Genomic DNA, 16635 nt, shown 5'->3' with positions numbered 1-16635 from the left:
GGCGAGGTGTTACATCAGCGCGGAGAAAGTTCGCGGAGGGAGCGGCTCAGCCGGGGGTGTTCACCATGAAGGTGGCCGCGTGGGTGACGTACTCCCAGAACCGGGCGTCCTGCTCCGGGGTGAGGTCGACGCTGTCGAGGCCCGCGCGGAAGTGCTTCAGCCAGCGGTCCCGCGCGTCCGTGTTCACCTCGAACGGGGCGTGCCGCATCCGCAGGCGCGGGTGCCCGCGGTTCTCGGAGTACGTCGTCGGGCCGCCCCAGTACTGCACGAGGAAGAGCAGGAAGCGCTCCTCGGCGGGACCGAGGTCCTCCTCGGGGTACATCGCACGGAGCACGTCGTCGGCGGCCACGCCCTCGTAGAAGGTCGCCACGATCCGCCGGAAGGTCTCGAACCCGCCGATCTCCTCGTAGAAGCTCGTCTCCTCGCTCGTCCGGGGTCCCGTGGTCATGCAGCCATCATCCCTCGTGGCCCGAGGCGGCCGGCGTCGCCCCCGGCTCCTGGTCGAGGTGCCGGCGGTCCTCGCGGTGCCAGACGACCCGCTGGGCGAACGGGATCTCGATGCCCTCGTGGTCGAAGCGTGCCTTGATCCGCTGGCGCAGCGCCCGGGCGACGGCCCACTGCTCGAGCGGGGCGGTCTTGACCATCACCCGCAGCGTCACCGAGTCGGGGGCGAGCATCTCGACGCCGGTCACCTCCGGCTCCTCGATGATCACGTGACTGAACTCGTCGTCCTGCCACAGGTCGTGGGCGACCTCGCGCAGTACGCGCTGCACGCGGGCCAGGTCCTCGGCGTACCCGACGCCGATGTCGACCACCGCGCGCGACCAGTTCTGGCTCTTGTTGCCGACCCGGACGATCTCCCCGTTGGGGACGTACCAGACCGTGCCGTTGATGTCGCGCAGCCGGGTCATCCGCAGCGTGACCAGCTCGACGGTGCCGTTGGCGTCGCCGACGTCGACGACGTCGCCCACGCCGTACTGGTCCTCGATGAAGATGAAGATGCCCGCGAGGAAGTCCTTGACCAGCGACTGCGCGCCGAAGCCGAGTGCGATGCCGATGATGCCGGCGCTGGCGATGATCGGGGCGATGTCGACGCCGACCTCGCTGAGCACCATCGTCCCGACGATCGCGACGATGACGAACGTGATGATGCTCTTCAGGACGCCGCTCATGGTGGCGGCCCGCTGCTTGCGCCGCGCCGCGACGGCACTCTCCACCCGCTCGGGGAGCACGCCTCGCTCGGCGCGCCGGGCGAGCCGGCCGACGACCCGGTGCAGCAGCCAGCGGATCACCAGGCCGAGCAGGATCAGGCCGATGATGGCGAGCGGTGTCCCGATGAGGACGTCGGACCACTCGGACAGGCGACGGTTCCCGGTCACGTCCCAGGCCAGGTCGCAGACGGTCTCTCCATCGGCGCAGGGGCTTTCCATCCGCCCAGTGTCCCAAAGCCGCCTGACAGCCGCCGGGGACACCACCCCTCCACGCGGGATCGGGAGCCGATAGCATCCTCCTCGTGACCAGCACTGCCGTACGCCGCCTGATCGCCGTGTGCTCCCTCGTCGGGGTGAGCGCCCTGCTCGTCGTCGCCGGAGCGGGCTCCGCCTCGGCCGACACCCCGGAGCCGCGCCCGGGCAACGGTGCGGCCAGCTGGGAGCCCAAGCCCGACATCGACGTCCTCAACGCCTGGCTCTACCTCGGCGGTGTCCCGCTGCTGGTGTTCGTGGTCATCACGCTGCTCTACGTCGCCCCGGCACTCGCCCGCGGCGAGAACCTCGGCATCAGTGCGCTCGAGACCGAGAACCAGTGGCTCGGCGGTCCGCGCAAGGCGGCCGGTGAGCTGGCGGCCCCCGACTCCGAGGACTCCAAGGCCGGCGGCGCCGGCGGCAGCTGGTAGTCCGCCGCCATGAGCACCCCCACGCTGAGCGCCACCGAGCGCGCTGCCCTCGATGTCACCATCCGCACCGCCGAGCAGGCGTGCCGAGCCGAGATCTCGGTGTTCGTGGGCTCCGCGAGCGGGAACCCGAGGGACTTCGCGACCAGTCTGCACAACACGCTCGTGCTGCCCGCGCGCAGCATCCTGATCATGGTCGATCCCGAGCGCCGCGTGGTCGAGATCGTCACGGGCGGTCACACCCGTGAGCGGCTCACGGACGAGGAGTCGGACCAGGCCGTCGCCGCGATGACCGAGTCGTTCGCGTCCGGTGACCTCGCCGGTGGGCTGACCCGCGGCATCGAGCTCCTCGGCGAGCTCGCCAAGGACTGACCCGGCCGGCCCCTGCGCCGCCGACCCGGCGCAGATTGAACTGCGCAAAGCGCCGACCCGGCGCAGATTGAACTGCGCAAAGCGCCGACCCGGCGCAGATTGAATTCGGATCATTCAATCTGCGCCGGGTCGGCGCGTTTCCGGCCTCAATCTGCGCCGGGTCGGGCTAGCGGGCGGCGTCGGTGGCCTGGGCGGCGAGTGCGCGGGCCACGTCGGCCCGGCCCTCGCGGACGTAGCGAATGGCGCCGGGGTTGACCGTCTCGGCGTGCGTGGCCAGCCAGGCGTCGACGGTGTCGAGCGTCGCCTGCGTGGCGATCAACCGCGGGAAGATGTGCTCCAGCGCGACCGACGCCTTGTGGCTGCCGAGTCGCTCCCAGGCGCCGGCGACCTCGGCGAGATAGCGCTCGACGTACGGCGCCAGGACGTCGTCCTGGCCGGACTGCCAGAACGCGAAGACGACGCTGCGCTGGGTCTCGTTGGGCACGGACGGGTCGAGCAGCGCCTGGGTCCAGGCGCGCTCCTTGGCGTCGGCGGTGCCCTGGGCGGCGCGGACGGCGGCGGACTTCTCCTGCCCGGAGATGGTGTTGTCGGCGGCCAGCTCCGCGTCGATCCGCGCGTCGTCGGCGCGACCGACGCGGGCCAGTGCGCTCAGGAGCGTCCAGCGCAGGTCCTGGTCGACCGCGAGGCCGTCGAAGGTCAGCGAGCCGTCGAGCAGCCCCTCCACCTCGTTGACCGCCGTCTCGCTGGCCGCGGCCGCGGCGTAGGCGCGGGCGAAGGTGAGCTGGTGGTCGGTGCCGGGCTCGGCCGCGGCGAGCAGGTCGCGCAGGCCCTGCTCCCAGCGGGCGGCCAGTGCGGAGCGGCCGGCCGGGTCGCTGTAGACGGCGACGGCCTGGGCGGCGTACGCCGGGATCCGGCTGACGCCCCAGGCGTCGGTCTCGCTGCCGATGTTGCCGAGCACCAGCTCGACGAAGTCGGTGGCGGCGAGCTCGGCGTCGCGGGTCATGTCCCACGCGGCGCTCCAGACCAGGGCCCGGGCGAGCGAGTCGTCGAGGTCGGAGAGGCGCGCGACGGCGGTCGCCCGGGAACGCTCGTCGAGGCGGATCTTGGCGAACGCCAGGTCCTGGTCGTTGAGCAGGAGCAGCTCGGGCTGGGCCTTGCCGACCAGCTCGGCGAGCTCGGTGCGGCCGCCCTCGATGTCGACCTCGACGTAGTCGGTGCGCACCAGGCGCCCGGTGTCCGAGCTGTTGTAGAAGCCGATGCCGACCCGGTGACGCCGCAGCGTCGGGTGATCCGCCGGCGCCGCCTGGTTGACCGCGAACGACGCGTAGGTGCCGTCGGCGGCCAGCTCGAAGGCGGGGGAGAGGGTGTTGGTGCCGGCGGTCTGCAGCCACTCCTGGGCCCAGCCGGTCAGCTCGCGGCCCGACGCCTTCTCGAGCGCGGTCAGCAGGTCGGAGAACTCGGTGTTGCCGAACGCGTGGTCGTGGAAGTACTGCTTGAGCCCGGCCAGGAACGGGTCGAGGCCCACCCAGGCGACGAGCTGCTTGAGCACCGCCGCGCCCTTGGCGTAGGTGATCATGTCGAAGTTGACCTCGACCGCGTGCAGGTCGACGTTGTCGGCCGCGATCGGGTGCGTCGAGGGCAGCGAGTCGGCGCGGTAGCCGGTCTGCTTGCGGGCGTTCGTGAAGCCGGTCCACGCGTCGTCGTACGACGTCGCGAGCGCCTCGGCGTGGTAGCAGGCCCACTCCGCGAAGGACTCGTTGAGCCACAGGTCGTCCCACCACTTCATGGTGACGAGATCGCCGAACCACATGTGGGCCATCTCGTGCAGGATCACCGAGGCGCGGAACTCGTAGAACGAGCGCGGCTGGCGGGAGCGGGGGAGGTACTCGTCGCGCAGGGTCACCGCGCCGGCGTTCTCCATCGCGCCCATGTTGTACTCCGGCACGTAGAGCTGGTCGTACTTGCCGAACGGGTACGGGTAGCCGAAGGCCTCCTCGAAGAAGGCGAAGCCCTGCTTGGTCAGGGTGACGATCTCGTCGCGGTCGCGCTCGAGGTATTCCTTGAGCGACTGGCGGCTGTAGTGGCCGAGCGGGATGGTTCCGTGGGCGCCCTCGTAGACGTCCTGGATCTCGTAGTAGTCGCCGGCGACGATCGCGGTGATGTAGGTCGACATCGGCTTGGTCGCCGGGAAGTTCCAGATCGCGACGCCGTCGCGCACGGGCGCCGGCTCCGGGGTCGCCGCGTTGGAGACGACCTTCCAGTGGGCGGGAGCGGTCACGTTGAACGTGAACGGCGCCTTGAGGTCGGGCTGCTCGAAGGTCGTGTAGACGCGGCGGGCGTCGGGGACCTCGAACTGCGAGTAGAGGTAGACCCGGCCGTCGGCCGGGTCGATGAAGTGGTGCAGGCCCTCGCCCGTGTGGGAGTAGGTGCAGTCGGCCTTGACGACCAGCACGTTCTCGGCCTGGAGGTCGGGCAGCGCGATCCTGCTGTCGGCGTACGCCGTGGCGGGGTCGAGCGGCGCGCCGTTGAGGGTGAGCTCGTGGATGGTCGCGTCGACCAGGTCGGCGAAGGTGGCCGATCCGGGCTGGCGGCAGGTGAAGGTCAGCGTGGTGGTCGACCCGAAGGTCGTCACGCCCTCCTCCGTCGCGCCGGAGAGGTCGAGGTCGATCACGTAGGACGTCACGTCGACGAGGGCGGCGCGGGTAGCCGCCTCGTCGCGGGTGAGGTTGGTGCCGGGCATGGGGGTCATCCTCGCATCCGCGCGAAGTTGTCCGACAATCCTCAGGCAAGGCGCGAACTACAGCGATGTAACTCGCAAATGTCAACGCGACACGCCAGTGACTGGTGAGATTTTCGGGACTTTTGTTGCGTTCTGGGGCGGTTGTGCCCGATGGTGTTCAGCATGCGCACTCCAGGCCGGACCGCGCGCTGGGGGACCACGACCGCTGCCAGCACGCTGTTGGCGTCGTACCTCGTCCTCGCCGGTCCCTCGACCACCACCACCGCGGAACCGGTGATCCCATCGGCCGGCACCACCTACCTGTGCAGCGGCTACGCCGCCTGCAACCAGGCGGGCTACTCCGACGCGGGCTACGGCGCCGCCAACGGCACGATGTACTGGCAGATGTACGCCGGTCACAACTGCACCAACTACGCGGCCTACCGGATGATCCGGGCCGGGATGCCCAACAAGCGTCCCTGGACCGGCGGCGGCAACGCGAGCGAGTGGGGCAAGTACATGAGCTCCATCACCGACCAGACGCCGAACGTCGGCGCCATCGCGTGGTGGGGCAAGTACTCGAACGGATCGGGCTCCGCGGGCCATCTCGCCTACGTCGAGCGGGTGGTGTCACCGGACGAGATCATCGTCTCCGAGGACTCGTGGGGCGGCACCTTCCACTGGCGCTCGATCACCCGGGCCAGCGGGCGGTGGCCGACCGGCTTCATCCACTTCGTCGACCGCCCGACCACCCCGACTCCGACCCCGACTCCGACCCCGACGCCGACCCCGACCGACCCGGTGTTCACCCAGACCGGCGCCCCCGTCGTCAACGGGCCGCTGGTGGTCGACACGACGGTCAGCGCGACCGCGGGCAGCTGGTCCCCGGTGCCCGCCGAGAACCGGTGGCGCTGGTTCGCCGACGGCGTCCGGATCGCCGACAACATCACGTCCAGCCTGGCGCTGACCCCGGACCTGGTGGGGAAGCAGATCAGCCTCCGCGTGGTGGCGAAGCAGGAGGGGTACACGACCTACGTCTCGCCGTTCTACGACGTCGGGCCCGTCGTCGCCGGCGTGGTCCACCCGACGGCCCCGGCGACGATGAGCGGTACGCCGGAGCTCGGCCAGCTGCTGACGGTGACCCCCGGCGCCTACGACCAGCTGGACGCGGCGGTGAGCTACCAGTGGCTGCGCGATGGTGCCCCCGTCGCGGGCGCCACCGGGGCGACGTACCAGCTCGCGGCCGAGGACGTCGGCACGTCGGTGTCGGTGCAGGTCACCGGCGCGAAGCCGCAGTTCCTCGCCCACACGGAGACCCTGCCCGCGACGCCGCGGGTGACCAGTGCGGCGGTCGTCACCCTCAAGACCAAGTCGAAGAACGGGCGGGCCATCGCCAAGGTGCGCGTGACCGCAGCGGGGAAGCTGCCGGTCACGGGCAAGGTGCTGGTCCGGATCGGGTCGTGGAAGGGCGAGGTCCGCCTCCGCGACGGGCTCGTGAAGGTCAAGGTGCCGATGGCGCGGGGCACGAAGGCGGTGCGCGTGCGCTACCTGGGCTCGGCGGTCGTGCCCCGGTCGCCGAAGGTGACCGGCACGGTCGACGTCTCCTGACCCCGCCACGGAACGGGCGCGGGGAATGCCCGCGCCCGGCTCGGGGTTGGGCCGGTCATGGCTGACAACTCCGCGCCCGCGCCCCACCGGGCCGACTTCTGGTTCGACCCGCTGTGCCCCTTCGCCTGGATCTCGTCCCGCTGGATCCTCGAGGTCGAGCAGGTCCGCGACATCGAGGTCGCGTGGCACGTCATGAGCCTCGGCTACCTCAACAAGGACAGGGAGCTCCCCGAGGAGTACCGCACCATCCTGGCCCCGGCCTGGGGTCCGGTCCGGGTCCTGATCGCGGCCCAGCAGCGGTACGGCGACAAGGTCCTGCGTCCCCTGTACGACGCGTTCGGGCAGCGGATCCATGTCGACGGCCGCCGGCTCCACGAGGAGCCGGACGGCGGGATCGCGCTGATCGCCGAGGTGCTGGCCGAGGCCGGGCTCGAGGCCGACCTGATCGAGGCCGCCACCGACGCGTCGTACGACGACGCGGTGGCGCGCTCGCACCACGAGGGCATGGACGCGGTCGGCGACGACGTCGGGACGCCGACGATCCACATCGACGGATCGGCCTTCTTCGGACCCGTGCTCTCCAAGATCCCGCGGGGCGAGGAGGCCGGGCGGCTGTGGGACGGCTGCGTCGCCGTCGCGTCGTTCCCGTACTTCTACGAGCTCAAGCGGACGCGCACCGGCGACCTCGATTTCTCCTGACACGCGGGCCCGGGCCCGTGCGCGGCCGGGGGTGATGGCGCATGCTCGGGAGTCATGACCTTCTCGGACCTCTCGCTGCGCCGCCGCGACCTCGCCACGCTCGGAGCCGCCGTCGTGGCGCTGCCGCTCGTCGGGCTTCGCCCGGGCCCGGCCGCGGCGGCGCCGGCGACCGCAGGTGCCCGACTCCGGCTGCGCCCTGACCGGGGCGGGCCCGGCGGCGCGGTCGACGTCGCGCTGACCCCGGACCCGCAGGTCGCGGCCCGGGGCGCGGTGCTGCGGACCGCCGCCCGTCGTACCGACCGGTTCGCGCTGCTCGGCGTCACCTGGTCGGCCGGAGCCGGTCAGGTGCGGGTGCGGGTCCGTGGGGTGGGCGGTGCGTGGGGTCCGTGGCGGGCCGTCCCGGCGCTGCGGGACCTGCCGGACCGCGACACCGTCGAGGGCCGCCGGCCGCGTCCGGGGACCGAGCCGCTGTGGGTCGGCGACAGCGACGGCGTCCAGGTCGAGGTGACCGGCGCGGTGCGAGACCCGGTGCTGACCCTGGTCGACCCGGGCGACGACCCGCGCGACGACGGCCACGACGACGGCCACGTAGGCCGCCCACGGCGCAGGTCGCTGCGCCCGAAGGTCCGCAGCCGCCGCTCGTGGGGTGCCAAGGAGCGCTGGGCGAGCGGCCGGCCGAAGAAGGTGAAGACCGTCGAGCAGGTGCACGTGCACCACACGGCGACCGGCAACGACTACCGCAGGCGCGATGTCCCCCGCATCCTGCGGGCGATCTACCGCTACCACACGCAGAGCCTCGGCTGGTCCGACGTCGGCTACAACTTCTTCGTCGACCGGTTCGGCCGGATCTGGGCCGGGCGCCGGGACCCGGACCGGGAGATCCGCGGCGCGCACACGCTCGGGTTCAACCACACCTCGGTCGGCATCGCCGTCCTCGGCTCCTACCAGGAGGCCGCCCCGACGCCCAGGGTGCTGGCCGGGATCGCGAAGATCGCGGCCTGGAAGCTGCGGAAGTACCACCGCGACCCGCTCGCGACGACGTCCGTGAGGTCGCACGGCAGCGACCTCTACCCGGCGGACACCTGGGTGACGCTGCCCGTGATCGACGGCCACCGCGACACGAACGAGACCGAGTGCCCCGGTCAGTACCTCTACGACGCCCTCCCCGACATCCGGCTGCGCACCGCCCGCCGGATCCGGAGAGCCCGCCGCTGACGCCCGGTGGCGGGAGCGACCCTAGGATTCAGGTCATGACGCATGTCCTCTCCGCTGTCGCCTGGCCCTACGCGAACGGCCCCCGTCACATCGGCCACGTGGCCGGCTTCGGTGTGCCCTCCGACGTCTTCAGCCGGTACCAGCGGATGGCGGGCAGCGACGTCCTCATGGTGTCGGGCTCCGACGAGCACGGGACGCCGATCCTGATCGCCGCCGACGAGGCGGGGGTGACCCCCCAGGAGCTGGCCGACAAGAACCACCGCCTGATCGTCGAGGATCTCGTCGGCCTGGGCGTCAGCTACGACCTCTACACCCGCACCACCACGCGCAACCACCACGCGGTCGTGCAGGAGCTCTTCCTCGGCGTCTACGAGAACGGCTACTTCGTCGAGCAGACGACGTACGGCGCCATCTCGCCCTCCACCGGACGCACCCTGCCGGACCGCTACATCGAGGGCACCTGCCCGATCTGCGGATACGACGGCGCCCGCGGCGACCAGTGCGACAACTGCGGCAACCAGCTGGACCCGCACGACCTGATCGACCCGCGCTCGAAGATCAACGGCGAGAAGCCGGAGTTCATCGAGACCCAGCACTTCTTCCTCGACCTGCCGGCGCTGGCCGAGGCGCTCACCGCATGGCTCGACGGCCGCGAGGCGACCGGGCTGTGGCGGCCCAACGTGATCCGGTTCTCGAAGAACATCCTCGAGGAGATCCGGCCGCGGGCGATGACCCGCGACATCGACTGGGGCATCGCGGTCCCGCTCGAGGGCTGGCAGGACAACCCGACCAAGAAGCTCTACGTCTGGTTCGACGCCGTCATCGGCTACCTGTCGGCCTCCATCGAGTGGGCCCGCCGCACGGGCGACCCCGACGCCTGGCGCGCCTGGTGGAACGACGCTGCGTCGACGGGGGCCCTGTCCTACTACTTCATGGGCAAGGACAACATCACCTTCCACTCCCAGATCTGGCCGGCCGAGCTGCTCGCCTACGCCGGGAAGGGCGACAAGGGCGGCACGCCGCGCGAGTACGGCGAGCTGAACCTGCCGACCGAGGTGGTCTCGAGCGAGTTCCTCACCATGGAGGGCAGGAAGTTCTCGTCCTCGAAGAAGGTCGTGATCTACGTCCGCGACCTGCTCGCCCGCTACCAGCCCGACGCCTTCCGCTACTTCGTCGCCGCGGCCGGGCCCGAGAGCCAGGACTCCGACTTCACGTGGGCCGAGTTCGTCCGGCGTACCAACGACGAGCTGGTCGCCGGCTGGGGCAACCTGGTCAACCGGACCGCGACGCTGATCGCCAAGAACTTCGGGGAGATCCCGGCCGCCGGCCCGCTGGCGCCGGAGGACGAGGCCGTGCTGGCCGCCACCGAGGCCGCCTTCGACACGGTCGGCGACCTGATCGGCCGCCACCGCCAGAAGCAGGCCATCGGCGAGGCGATGCGGGCGGTCGCGGACGTCAACAAGTACGTGTCCGACTCCGAGCCCTGGAAGATCAAGGACGACCCGGAGCGTCTCGGCACGGTCCTGCACGTGATGGCACAGTGCGTGGCCGACCTCAACCTGGTGCTCAGTCCGTTCCTGCCGTTCTCGGCCAACGAGGTCGACAAGGCGCTGGGTGGCACCGGCGCGGTCGCCCCCATGCCGGTCATCGAGGACGTCACCGACCTCGACGACCCGGAGCGGAGCTATCCGATCATCACCGGCGACTACACCGGCTTCCCCTCGTGGCGGCGGCACCCGGTCGAGGTCGGTCGTGCCGTCGCGAAGCCGACCCCGGTCTTCGTGAAGCTCGACCCCGCGCTCGTCGAGGAGGAGCTGGCTCGCCTGGACGGCTGAGCCGGAGGGGAGACGACCAGCCGTGATGCCGCTGCTCGACCTGGGGAGCCGGAAGCTCTGGCGCGCCCTCGGCCGCCCGGTCGACCTCGCCGGCGAGCATCCGTGGCTGCGCGCCCCGACGAGCACGGGCGCCGTCGTCCGCGACGGGTGGCTGGCCGCCGAGGCCGACCGTCAGGGCGGGTACGTCGACGAGGAGTCGCCCGGCGCCGGCCTGCTGCCGTCCATGGCGGCTCTCGACGGTCCCGGGTTCCGGGCGGTCGACCTGGCCCCGGAGGTCCGGGACTTCTACGAGCACACCTCCGACTGGCGGGTCGAGGTGTGGAGCTCGTGGGCGCCCTGGGCCTGGCCGGGCGGCGAGCTGGTGTCCCGTCTCTTCGGCAAGCGGGTCGAGCAGCTCGCGCTGCCGATGCGGCCGCTCGACGTGGCTCACGGCATGGACTCGCGGGTGTCGGTGATCCGCGACGCCGCCGGCCGCCAGGTCGCTGCCGGCTGGCTGCGCGCCCTGCGTGCCACGGGCGAGGTCGTCTTCAGCGGCTGCTACTCCGTCCGCACGCTCCCGGGTGCCGACCGGCCGTCGGTGCACGTCGCCTTCCCGCTGGAGTCCGGCAACGTCCAGGTCTTCCTCCGGCCGCGGGTCCTGCCGGACGGCTCCTTCCGGCTGGACTCGCCGCCCGGGCCGTTCGGTGCCGACGGCGCCTACGTCGTCGTCGAGGACGGTGGGCGCACCCACGCTTCGCGGGCGCCCGTGCACGAGACCTTCCACGTCCATCTCGACGACCGCGGCGTGCTGCGCACCGACCACGAGCTGCGGATGTGGGGCGCGACCGCGATGCGGCTGCACTACAAGCTGGAGCGCGGCTGACATGGGTCACGGGCACGACGTCTGGTTCACCGAGGACGCCGCGGAGTTCCTGGCACGCGCCGGGGAGCGGCTCACCGGCGACCCGGTGACGAGCACGGTCGTCAGCACCATCGCCCACCGGATCCGCGACCACGGGCGGGGAGACCTGCCGCACTGCTGGTTCGCGGTCGTGACCGCCCCGGACGGCGGCTTCGCGGGGATCGCGATGCGCACGGCGCCGTTCGCGCCGTACCCCGTCTATCTGCTCGCGATGCCCGACGCCGCCGCGGCGGCGCTGGCCGACGCGCTCCTGGCTCGTGGGGAGGACGTCGGTGGGGCCACCGGGCTGCGGCCGGCGACGGACGTGTTCGCCGCCGCGCTCGCCGAGGCGACCGCCCGCACGGTGGGCGGGGAGCTGCACCACCGCCTGTTCGAGCTGGGCGCGCTGGTCGACCCGCGGCCCGTGCCGGGTCGCCTGCGGGCGGTCCGCGAGGACGAGGCGGAGCAGGCACTCGCCTGGATGCGGCAGTTCTTCGTCGACGCCGACGAGCAGGCCGGTCGCGCTGCCGGCCACGACGGCGAGGCGGGGGCGTTCGGGATCGAGGACGTGCGGCGCAAGCTCGCCGAGGGCGTGCTGTGGTTCTGGGTCGACGACGCGGACCGGCCGGTGCACCTGACCGGCGCGAACCCGCCCGCCTTCGGGGTCAGCCGGATCGGGCCGGTCTACACACCGAGGGAGGAGCGCGGCCGCGGCTGGGCGGGCGCCGCCGTCGCCGAGGTCTCGCGGCTGCTGCGGGAGCGCGGCGACCGCGTCATCCTGTTCACCGACCAGGCGAACCCGACCTCCAACGCGCTCTACCAGGCGCTCGGCTACGTCGCGGTCGCCGACACCGTGCGGGTCGACATCGACTGATCCCCGGCGAGGGCGGCCGTAGGGCGGCCTAGGGTGCGGGCATGGCTCTCCACCCCCAGGCCCGCAAGGCCGCCGCGAACGCCGCGGGGCAGCTCCCGGTGACCGACCCCGGCTACGACATCGCCGCGGAGCGGGCGCGCGCCCGCGCGGCCGCCCTGGCGCAGGAGCGGCCGGCGGTCGCGGAGGTGCGTGAGGTCGACGCGGGCGGCGTGCCCGCCCGCCTCTACCTCCCCGAGGGATACGACGCCGTGGTGGTGCACGCCCACGGGGGCGGGTTCGTGTTCAACGACATCGACGTGCACGACGCCGCCGTGCGGCGGTTCGCGAACCTCAGCGGCATGGCCGTGCTGAGCGTCGACTACCGGCGGCCGCCGGAGCACCGGTTCCCGGCCGCGCCCGACGACATGTCCGCGGCGGTGCGCTGGCTGGACGACCGGCCCGAGCTGGCCGCGCTGCCCACCTTCGTCCACGGCGACAGTGCCGGCGGGAACCTCGCCCTGGTCACGGCGCTGCGGCACCCGGGCCGGTTCACGGGGGTCGCGCTCGTCTACCCGTTCCTCGACCCCACCGCGGCCTTCGAGTCCTATGCGACCGGCCCCGAGGGCTTCGACCCGGCGGAGGCCGCCTGGTACTGGCAGCAGTACGCCGCCACGCCGGCCGACCTCGAGCACCCGGACCTGGCGCCGCTGCGCTCGGACGCCCTCGGCACGCTGCCGCCGACCTTGGTCACCACCGCCGAGCACGACCCGCTGCGCGACGAGGGGGAGCACCTGGCGCTGCTGCTCGCCGAGGCCGGGGTCGAGGTCGTCGGCACCCGCTCCCTCGGTCAGGTGCACGGCTTCTGGCGGCACACCGACGTCTTCGACGCGGCCGAGCCGCTGATGTGGCAGGTCGCCGGCTGGATGCGGATGCACGTGGGCAGGGCCGGTCGCCGCCGGCCCTGACTGCTGCGGTAGTTTCCTTGTTGCAAACTCATTGCAACAAGGAGGTGGAGGGTGGCGCGTCGCTGGACCGCCGGCCTGCTCGCCGTCCTCCTCCTCTCCGTGGTCGCCGGCACCGCCCTCGGCGCGATCCACGTCCCGTTCGGCAGCGTCGTGCAGGTCGTGGGACACCACCTGTTCCTGCTGCCCGGCGAGCAGACCTGGAGTGCGCCGCGCGACTCCATCGTCTGGGAGGTCCGGCTGCCGCGCGTCCTGCTCGCCGCCGTCGTCGGCGCGGGCCTCGCGGTCTCCGGAATGGCCCTGCAGGCGATGGTGCGCAACCTGCTGGCCGACCCCTACCTCCTCGGTGTCAGCTCCGGCGCCTCCACCGGCGCGGCGGCGGCGATCCTGTTCGGCGTCACCCTCGGCCTCGGTGAGCACGTGCTGTCGGCGAGCGCGTTCGTGGGCGCGATCGCGGCGTCCACGCTCGTGTACGTCGTCGCCCGCTCCGCCGGCCGGGTGACCTCCACCCGCCTCCTGCTCGCGGGGGTCGCGGTGGGCTACGCCCTCCAGGCGGTCACCAGCTTCCTCATCTTCGCCTCGGACTCCGCCGAGGGCGCCCGGTCGGTGATGTTCTGGCTGCTCGGCTCGCTGGCGCTCGCGGCCTGGGGCCAGCCGCTCGCCGTCGCCGTCGTGGTGGTGCTCCTCGCCGTCGCCGTGCTCACCGTGCTCGGCCGGCAGCTGGACGCGCTCGCGGTCGGCGACGAGACGGCACTCGCGCTCGGCGTACCCCCGGAGCGGTTCCGCACCGGCCTGCTCGTCCTGGTCGCGCTCTGCGTGGCCGTCGTCGTCTCGGCCGCCGGCGCCGTCGGGTTCGTCGGCCTCGTGGTGCCGCACCTGGCCCGGCGGGCGGTCGGTGCCGCCCACACCCGTGCCGTCCCGGTCGCCGCCCTGATGGGCGCGATCCTCCTGATCTGGGCCGATGTCGTGGCCCGCGTGCTGCTCGCCCCGCAGGAGATCCCGATCGGGATCATCACCGCGGTCGTCGGCGCCCCGTTCCTGCTGATCCTCGTCCGTCGCCTCCAGGCCACCGCGGCCTGAACCCAGCCGATCCCACCAGGAGAACCCATGCGCCGTCCCCTCGTCGCCCTCGCCACGACCGCCGCCGTGCTCGCGCTGTCCGCCTGCGGCCTGAACGCCGCCGAGAAGCCCGCCGAGGGCGGCTCCGGCCCCTACCCGCTGACCGTCGAGAACTGCGGCGCCGAGGTCACCTTCGACGCCGCGCCCGAGCACGTGGTGCTGCTCAAGAGCGCCGCCGTGCCCTACCTGGCGTCGCTCGGCGTCCTCGACCGGGTGACCGCCCGGGCCGGGGAGTACCCCCGGGCGTACTACGACGACGCCACCTGGGCCGCGCTCGAGGACATCCCGGCGCTGACCGGGAAGACCGATACGTCCGGCCACCTGCTGGTCTCGAAGGAGGTCGTCATCGACCAGGAGCCCGATCTGGTGCTCGGGGAGGTGGACAACCTGAGCCGCGACACCCTCGGCGACGTCGGGATCCCGCTGATCGAGGAGCCCGCGATGTGCGCGGCCGGGCTCGACGAGCCCGGCTTCGACGACATCCGCGACCAGATGACGACCTATGGGGAGATCTTCGACCGGTCCGAGGAGGCGGCGGCGGCCAACGCGGCGCTGGAGGAGCGGGTGGCCGCGCTGACGGCGGAGCCCGCCGCGCGGCGTCGTACCGCGGCCGTGCTCTACCCGACCGTCGGCGGCGGCGTCACCTACGCCTACGGCACCCGCAGCATGGCGCACCCGATCCTCGAGGCGGCCGGCTTCGAGAACGTCTTCGCCGACACCGACGAACGGGTCTTCGAGGTGACGCCCGAGGAGCTGATCGGCCGCGACCCCGACGTGCTGATCCTGCTCCACAGCGCCGGCGACCCGGCGAAGGTCGCCGAGGCGGTCACCGCCCTCCCCGGCGCGCAGAGCATCGCCGCTGTCCGCGAGGACGACCTGATGCCGCTGCTGTTCAACTACGTCGAGCCGCCCACCCCGCTGGCGCTCGATGGTCTCGAGCAGGTCCGGGCGAGGTTCGCCTCATGATCGTCGCGGAGAACCTGCACTTCGGGTACGACGCGCGCCCGGTGCTGCACGGCGTCGGGCTCGAGGCCCGGCCCGGCCGGGTGCTCGGCCTGCTCGGCCCCAACGGCAGCGGCAAGACCACCGCGCTGCGGATGCTCTACGGGTCGCTGCGACCCGCTCGCGGCCGGGTGACGGTGGGTGGCCGGCCGCTGGCGACCCTGCGCCCGCGCGAGGTCGCGCAGCAGATCGCGGTCGTGGTGCAGGAGTCCGATGCCGACACGATGCTGACGGTGCGCGAGATGGTGACCCTGGGCCGGCTGCCGCGCCTGGGCACCTTCCAGCGCACCGGTCCCGCCGACCGGCACGCGGTCGATGCCGCGCTGGCCCGGGTCGGGGCCACCCACCTGGCCGCCCGGGCCTACGCGGAGCTGTCCGGCGGTGAGCGGCAGCGCGTCCTCGTCGCCCGGGCGCTGGCCCAGGAGGCGGACTTCCTGCTCCTCGACGAGCCGACCAACCACCTCGACATCCGCTACCAGCACGAGGTGCTCGGCCTGGTCCGTGACGTCGCGACCAGCGCGGTCGTCGTGCTTCACGACCTCAACCTCGCGGCGCGCTACTGCGACGACCTGGTGCTGCTGGATCGCGGCCGGGTCGCGGCCGCGGGACCGCCGGGCCTCGTCCTCGACCCGGACCTGCTCGAGCGCGTCTACGGCATCGGCGTCACCCGCACCGAGGCGGCGGGTCACCCGCAGCTGCTCTTCCACCCGCTCGCCGCCAACCCCGAGAGGATCTCCGCATGACCACCCGCCCCCAGCCGCAGGACGGCATCAACGCCTACTGGACCGGCCGCGCACCGGAGTACGACGACTACCAGCAGCGCCCCGAGCGGGTCGAGCACGACCGGGCGGCGTGGGCGGAGGTCTTCGGTGCGGTGCTGCCTCCGGCGCCCGCCGCCGTCCTCGACCTCGGCACCGGCAGCGGGTACGTCGCGCTGCTCCTCGCCGGGCTGGGCCACGACGTCACCGCCACCGACCTGTCCGAGGGGATGCTGGCGCGGGCGCGGGCGCACGCCGCCCGGGCCGAGCGCGCCCCCCGGTTCCTGCAGGGCGATGCCGTCGCGCCGGACTTCCCCGACGGGTCGTTCGACGCGATCACGAACCGCTACCTGATGTGGACGCTGCGCGAGCCGGAGCAGGCGCTCGCGAACTGGCGCCGCCTGCTGCGCCCCGGTGGCGTGCTGGCTCTCGTCGACTCGACGTGGTTCCCCACCGGGCTGGACCGCGACACCGCCACGGACTTCGTCGAGCTCTACGACGACGGCGTCCGGGCGCTGCTGCCCCTCGCCGCCACGACGTCGATCGACGCCACCCGCGACGTCGTCGCCGCCGCGGGCTTCGAGGACGTCTCGGTCACCCCGCTGCGGAGCATCCTCGAGCTGGACCGCCGGTTCGGGGTGGCTCCGGACCACGAGGTGCAGCTGCAGTTCCTGATCACCGCGCTCGCTCCTGCGGGCTGACCGGGGGCCGCGGTTGCGGGC

The 16635-nt window shown here is 72.6% G+C and carries 16 protein-coding genes; 13 read left to right on the top strand and 3 right to left on the bottom strand.

What is annotated here, in order from left to right; genetic code table 11:
• Window positions 1–46: 46 nt before the first annotated feature.
• Both KVF89_RS06055 and KVF89_RS06050 read right to left on the bottom strand, forming a co-directional pair.
• A complete protein-coding gene (locus KVF89_RS06055; protein WP_257424270.1) occupies window positions 47–448 on the bottom strand; it encodes a globin in 402 nt (133 codons plus the stop codon).
• Between the two features lie 7 nt (window positions 449–455).
• Window positions 456–1430: a mechanosensitive ion channel family protein gene (locus KVF89_RS06050; protein ID WP_257424268.1), complete on the bottom strand. Its 975-nt coding sequence runs from the start codon at window positions 1428–1430 to the stop codon at window positions 456–458.
• A gap of 83 nt (window positions 1431–1513) precedes the next feature.
• Here KVF89_RS06050 and KVF89_RS06045 point away from each other — a divergent pair, with 83 nt between their 5' ends.
• Together KVF89_RS06045 and KVF89_RS06040 are read left to right on the top strand one after the other, a co-directional pair.
• Window positions 1514–1894: a hypothetical protein gene (locus KVF89_RS06045; RefSeq protein WP_257424266.1), complete on the top strand. Its 381-nt coding sequence runs from the start codon at window positions 1514–1516 to the stop codon at window positions 1892–1894.
• 9 nt (window positions 1895–1903) lie between these two features.
• Window positions 1904–2263 (top strand): DUF5130 family protein, encoded by a 360-nt coding sequence (locus KVF89_RS06040; protein WP_257424264.1) that lies wholly within the window; start codon window positions 1904–1906, stop codon window positions 2261–2263.
• 166 nt (window positions 2264–2429) lie between these two features.
• Here KVF89_RS06040 and pepN read toward each other — a convergent pair whose 3' ends face one another.
• On the bottom strand, window positions 2430–5003 hold the full coding sequence (pepN, locus tag KVF89_RS06035; protein WP_257424262.1) for an aminopeptidase N: 2574 nt from the start codon (window positions 5001–5003) through the stop codon (window positions 2430–2432).
• Between the two features lie 162 nt (window positions 5004–5165).
• On the opposite strand from pepN, the gene KVF89_RS06030 reads away from it, so the two are divergent.
• The 11 genes from KVF89_RS06030 to KVF89_RS05980 are packed head-to-tail and all read left to right on the top strand — an operon-like array spanning window position 5166 to window position 16614.
• Window positions 5166–6590 (top strand): CHAP domain-containing protein, encoded by a 1425-nt coding sequence (locus KVF89_RS06030; RefSeq protein WP_257424260.1) that lies wholly within the window; start codon window positions 5166–5168, stop codon window positions 6588–6590.
• Window positions 6591–6647: 57 nt separating this feature from the next.
• Window positions 6648–7289, top strand: coding sequence for a mycothiol-dependent nitroreductase Rv2466c family protein (locus tag KVF89_RS06025; protein ID WP_257424258.1), 642 nt, complete (start codon window positions 6648–6650; stop codon window positions 7287–7289).
• Window positions 7290–7343: 54 nt separating this feature from the next.
• Window positions 7344–8504 carry an N-acetylmuramoyl-L-alanine amidase gene (locus KVF89_RS06020; protein WP_257424256.1) on the top strand — a complete coding sequence of 387 codons (1161 nt, stop codon included), beginning with the start codon at window positions 7344–7346 and terminating at the stop codon, window positions 8502–8504.
• A gap of 35 nt (window positions 8505–8539) precedes the next feature.
• Window positions 8540–10339 carry a methionine--tRNA ligase gene (gene metG, locus KVF89_RS06015; RefSeq protein ID WP_257424255.1) on the top strand — a complete coding sequence of 600 codons (1800 nt, stop codon included), beginning with the start codon at window positions 8540–8542 and terminating at the stop codon, window positions 10337–10339.
• 25 nt (window positions 10340–10364) lie between these two features.
• Complete coding sequence (locus KVF89_RS06010) at window positions 10365–11201, top strand: hypothetical protein (protein ID WP_257424488.1); 837 nt, start codon at window positions 10365–10367, stop codon at window positions 11199–11201.
• 1 nt (window position 11202) lies between these two features.
• Window positions 11203–12093, top strand: coding sequence for a GNAT family N-acetyltransferase (locus tag KVF89_RS06005; RefSeq protein ID WP_257424253.1), 891 nt, complete (start codon window positions 11203–11205; stop codon window positions 12091–12093).
• A gap of 41 nt (window positions 12094–12134) precedes the next feature.
• Entirely contained in the window at window positions 12135–13037 is a 903-nt protein-coding gene (locus KVF89_RS06000) for an alpha/beta hydrolase (RefSeq protein WP_257424252.1), read from the top strand.
• A gap of 51 nt (window positions 13038–13088) precedes the next feature.
• Window positions 13089–14114 (top strand): FecCD family ABC transporter permease, encoded by a 1026-nt coding sequence (locus KVF89_RS05995; protein WP_257424250.1) that lies wholly within the window; start codon window positions 13089–13091, stop codon window positions 14112–14114.
• Between the two features lie 27 nt (window positions 14115–14141).
• Window positions 14142–15119, top strand: coding sequence for an ABC transporter substrate-binding protein (locus KVF89_RS05990; RefSeq protein ID WP_257424248.1), 978 nt, complete (start codon window positions 14142–14144; stop codon window positions 15117–15119).
• Entirely contained in the window at window positions 15116–15898 is a 783-nt protein-coding gene (locus tag KVF89_RS05985; RefSeq protein WP_257424247.1) for an ABC transporter ATP-binding protein, read from the top strand. Before KVF89_RS05990 ends, KVF89_RS05985 begins: the two co-directional genes overlap by 4 nt.
• Window positions 15895–16614: a class I SAM-dependent methyltransferase gene (locus KVF89_RS05980; RefSeq protein WP_257424246.1), complete on the top strand. Its 720-nt coding sequence runs from the start codon at window positions 15895–15897 to the stop codon at window positions 16612–16614. Before KVF89_RS05985 ends, KVF89_RS05980 begins: the two co-directional genes overlap by 4 nt.
• Window positions 16615–16635 lie beyond the last annotated feature (21 nt).

It is taken from the genome of Nocardioides carbamazepini, from assembly GCF_024614185.1.
In the GTDB taxonomy this organism is placed as follows: Bacteria; Actinomycetota; Actinomycetes; order Propionibacteriales; family Nocardioidaceae; genus Nocardioides; species Nocardioides carbamazepini.
Note: the sequence above shows the minus strand (reverse complement) of the source record. Positions and strands in the feature narration are given on the sequence as shown.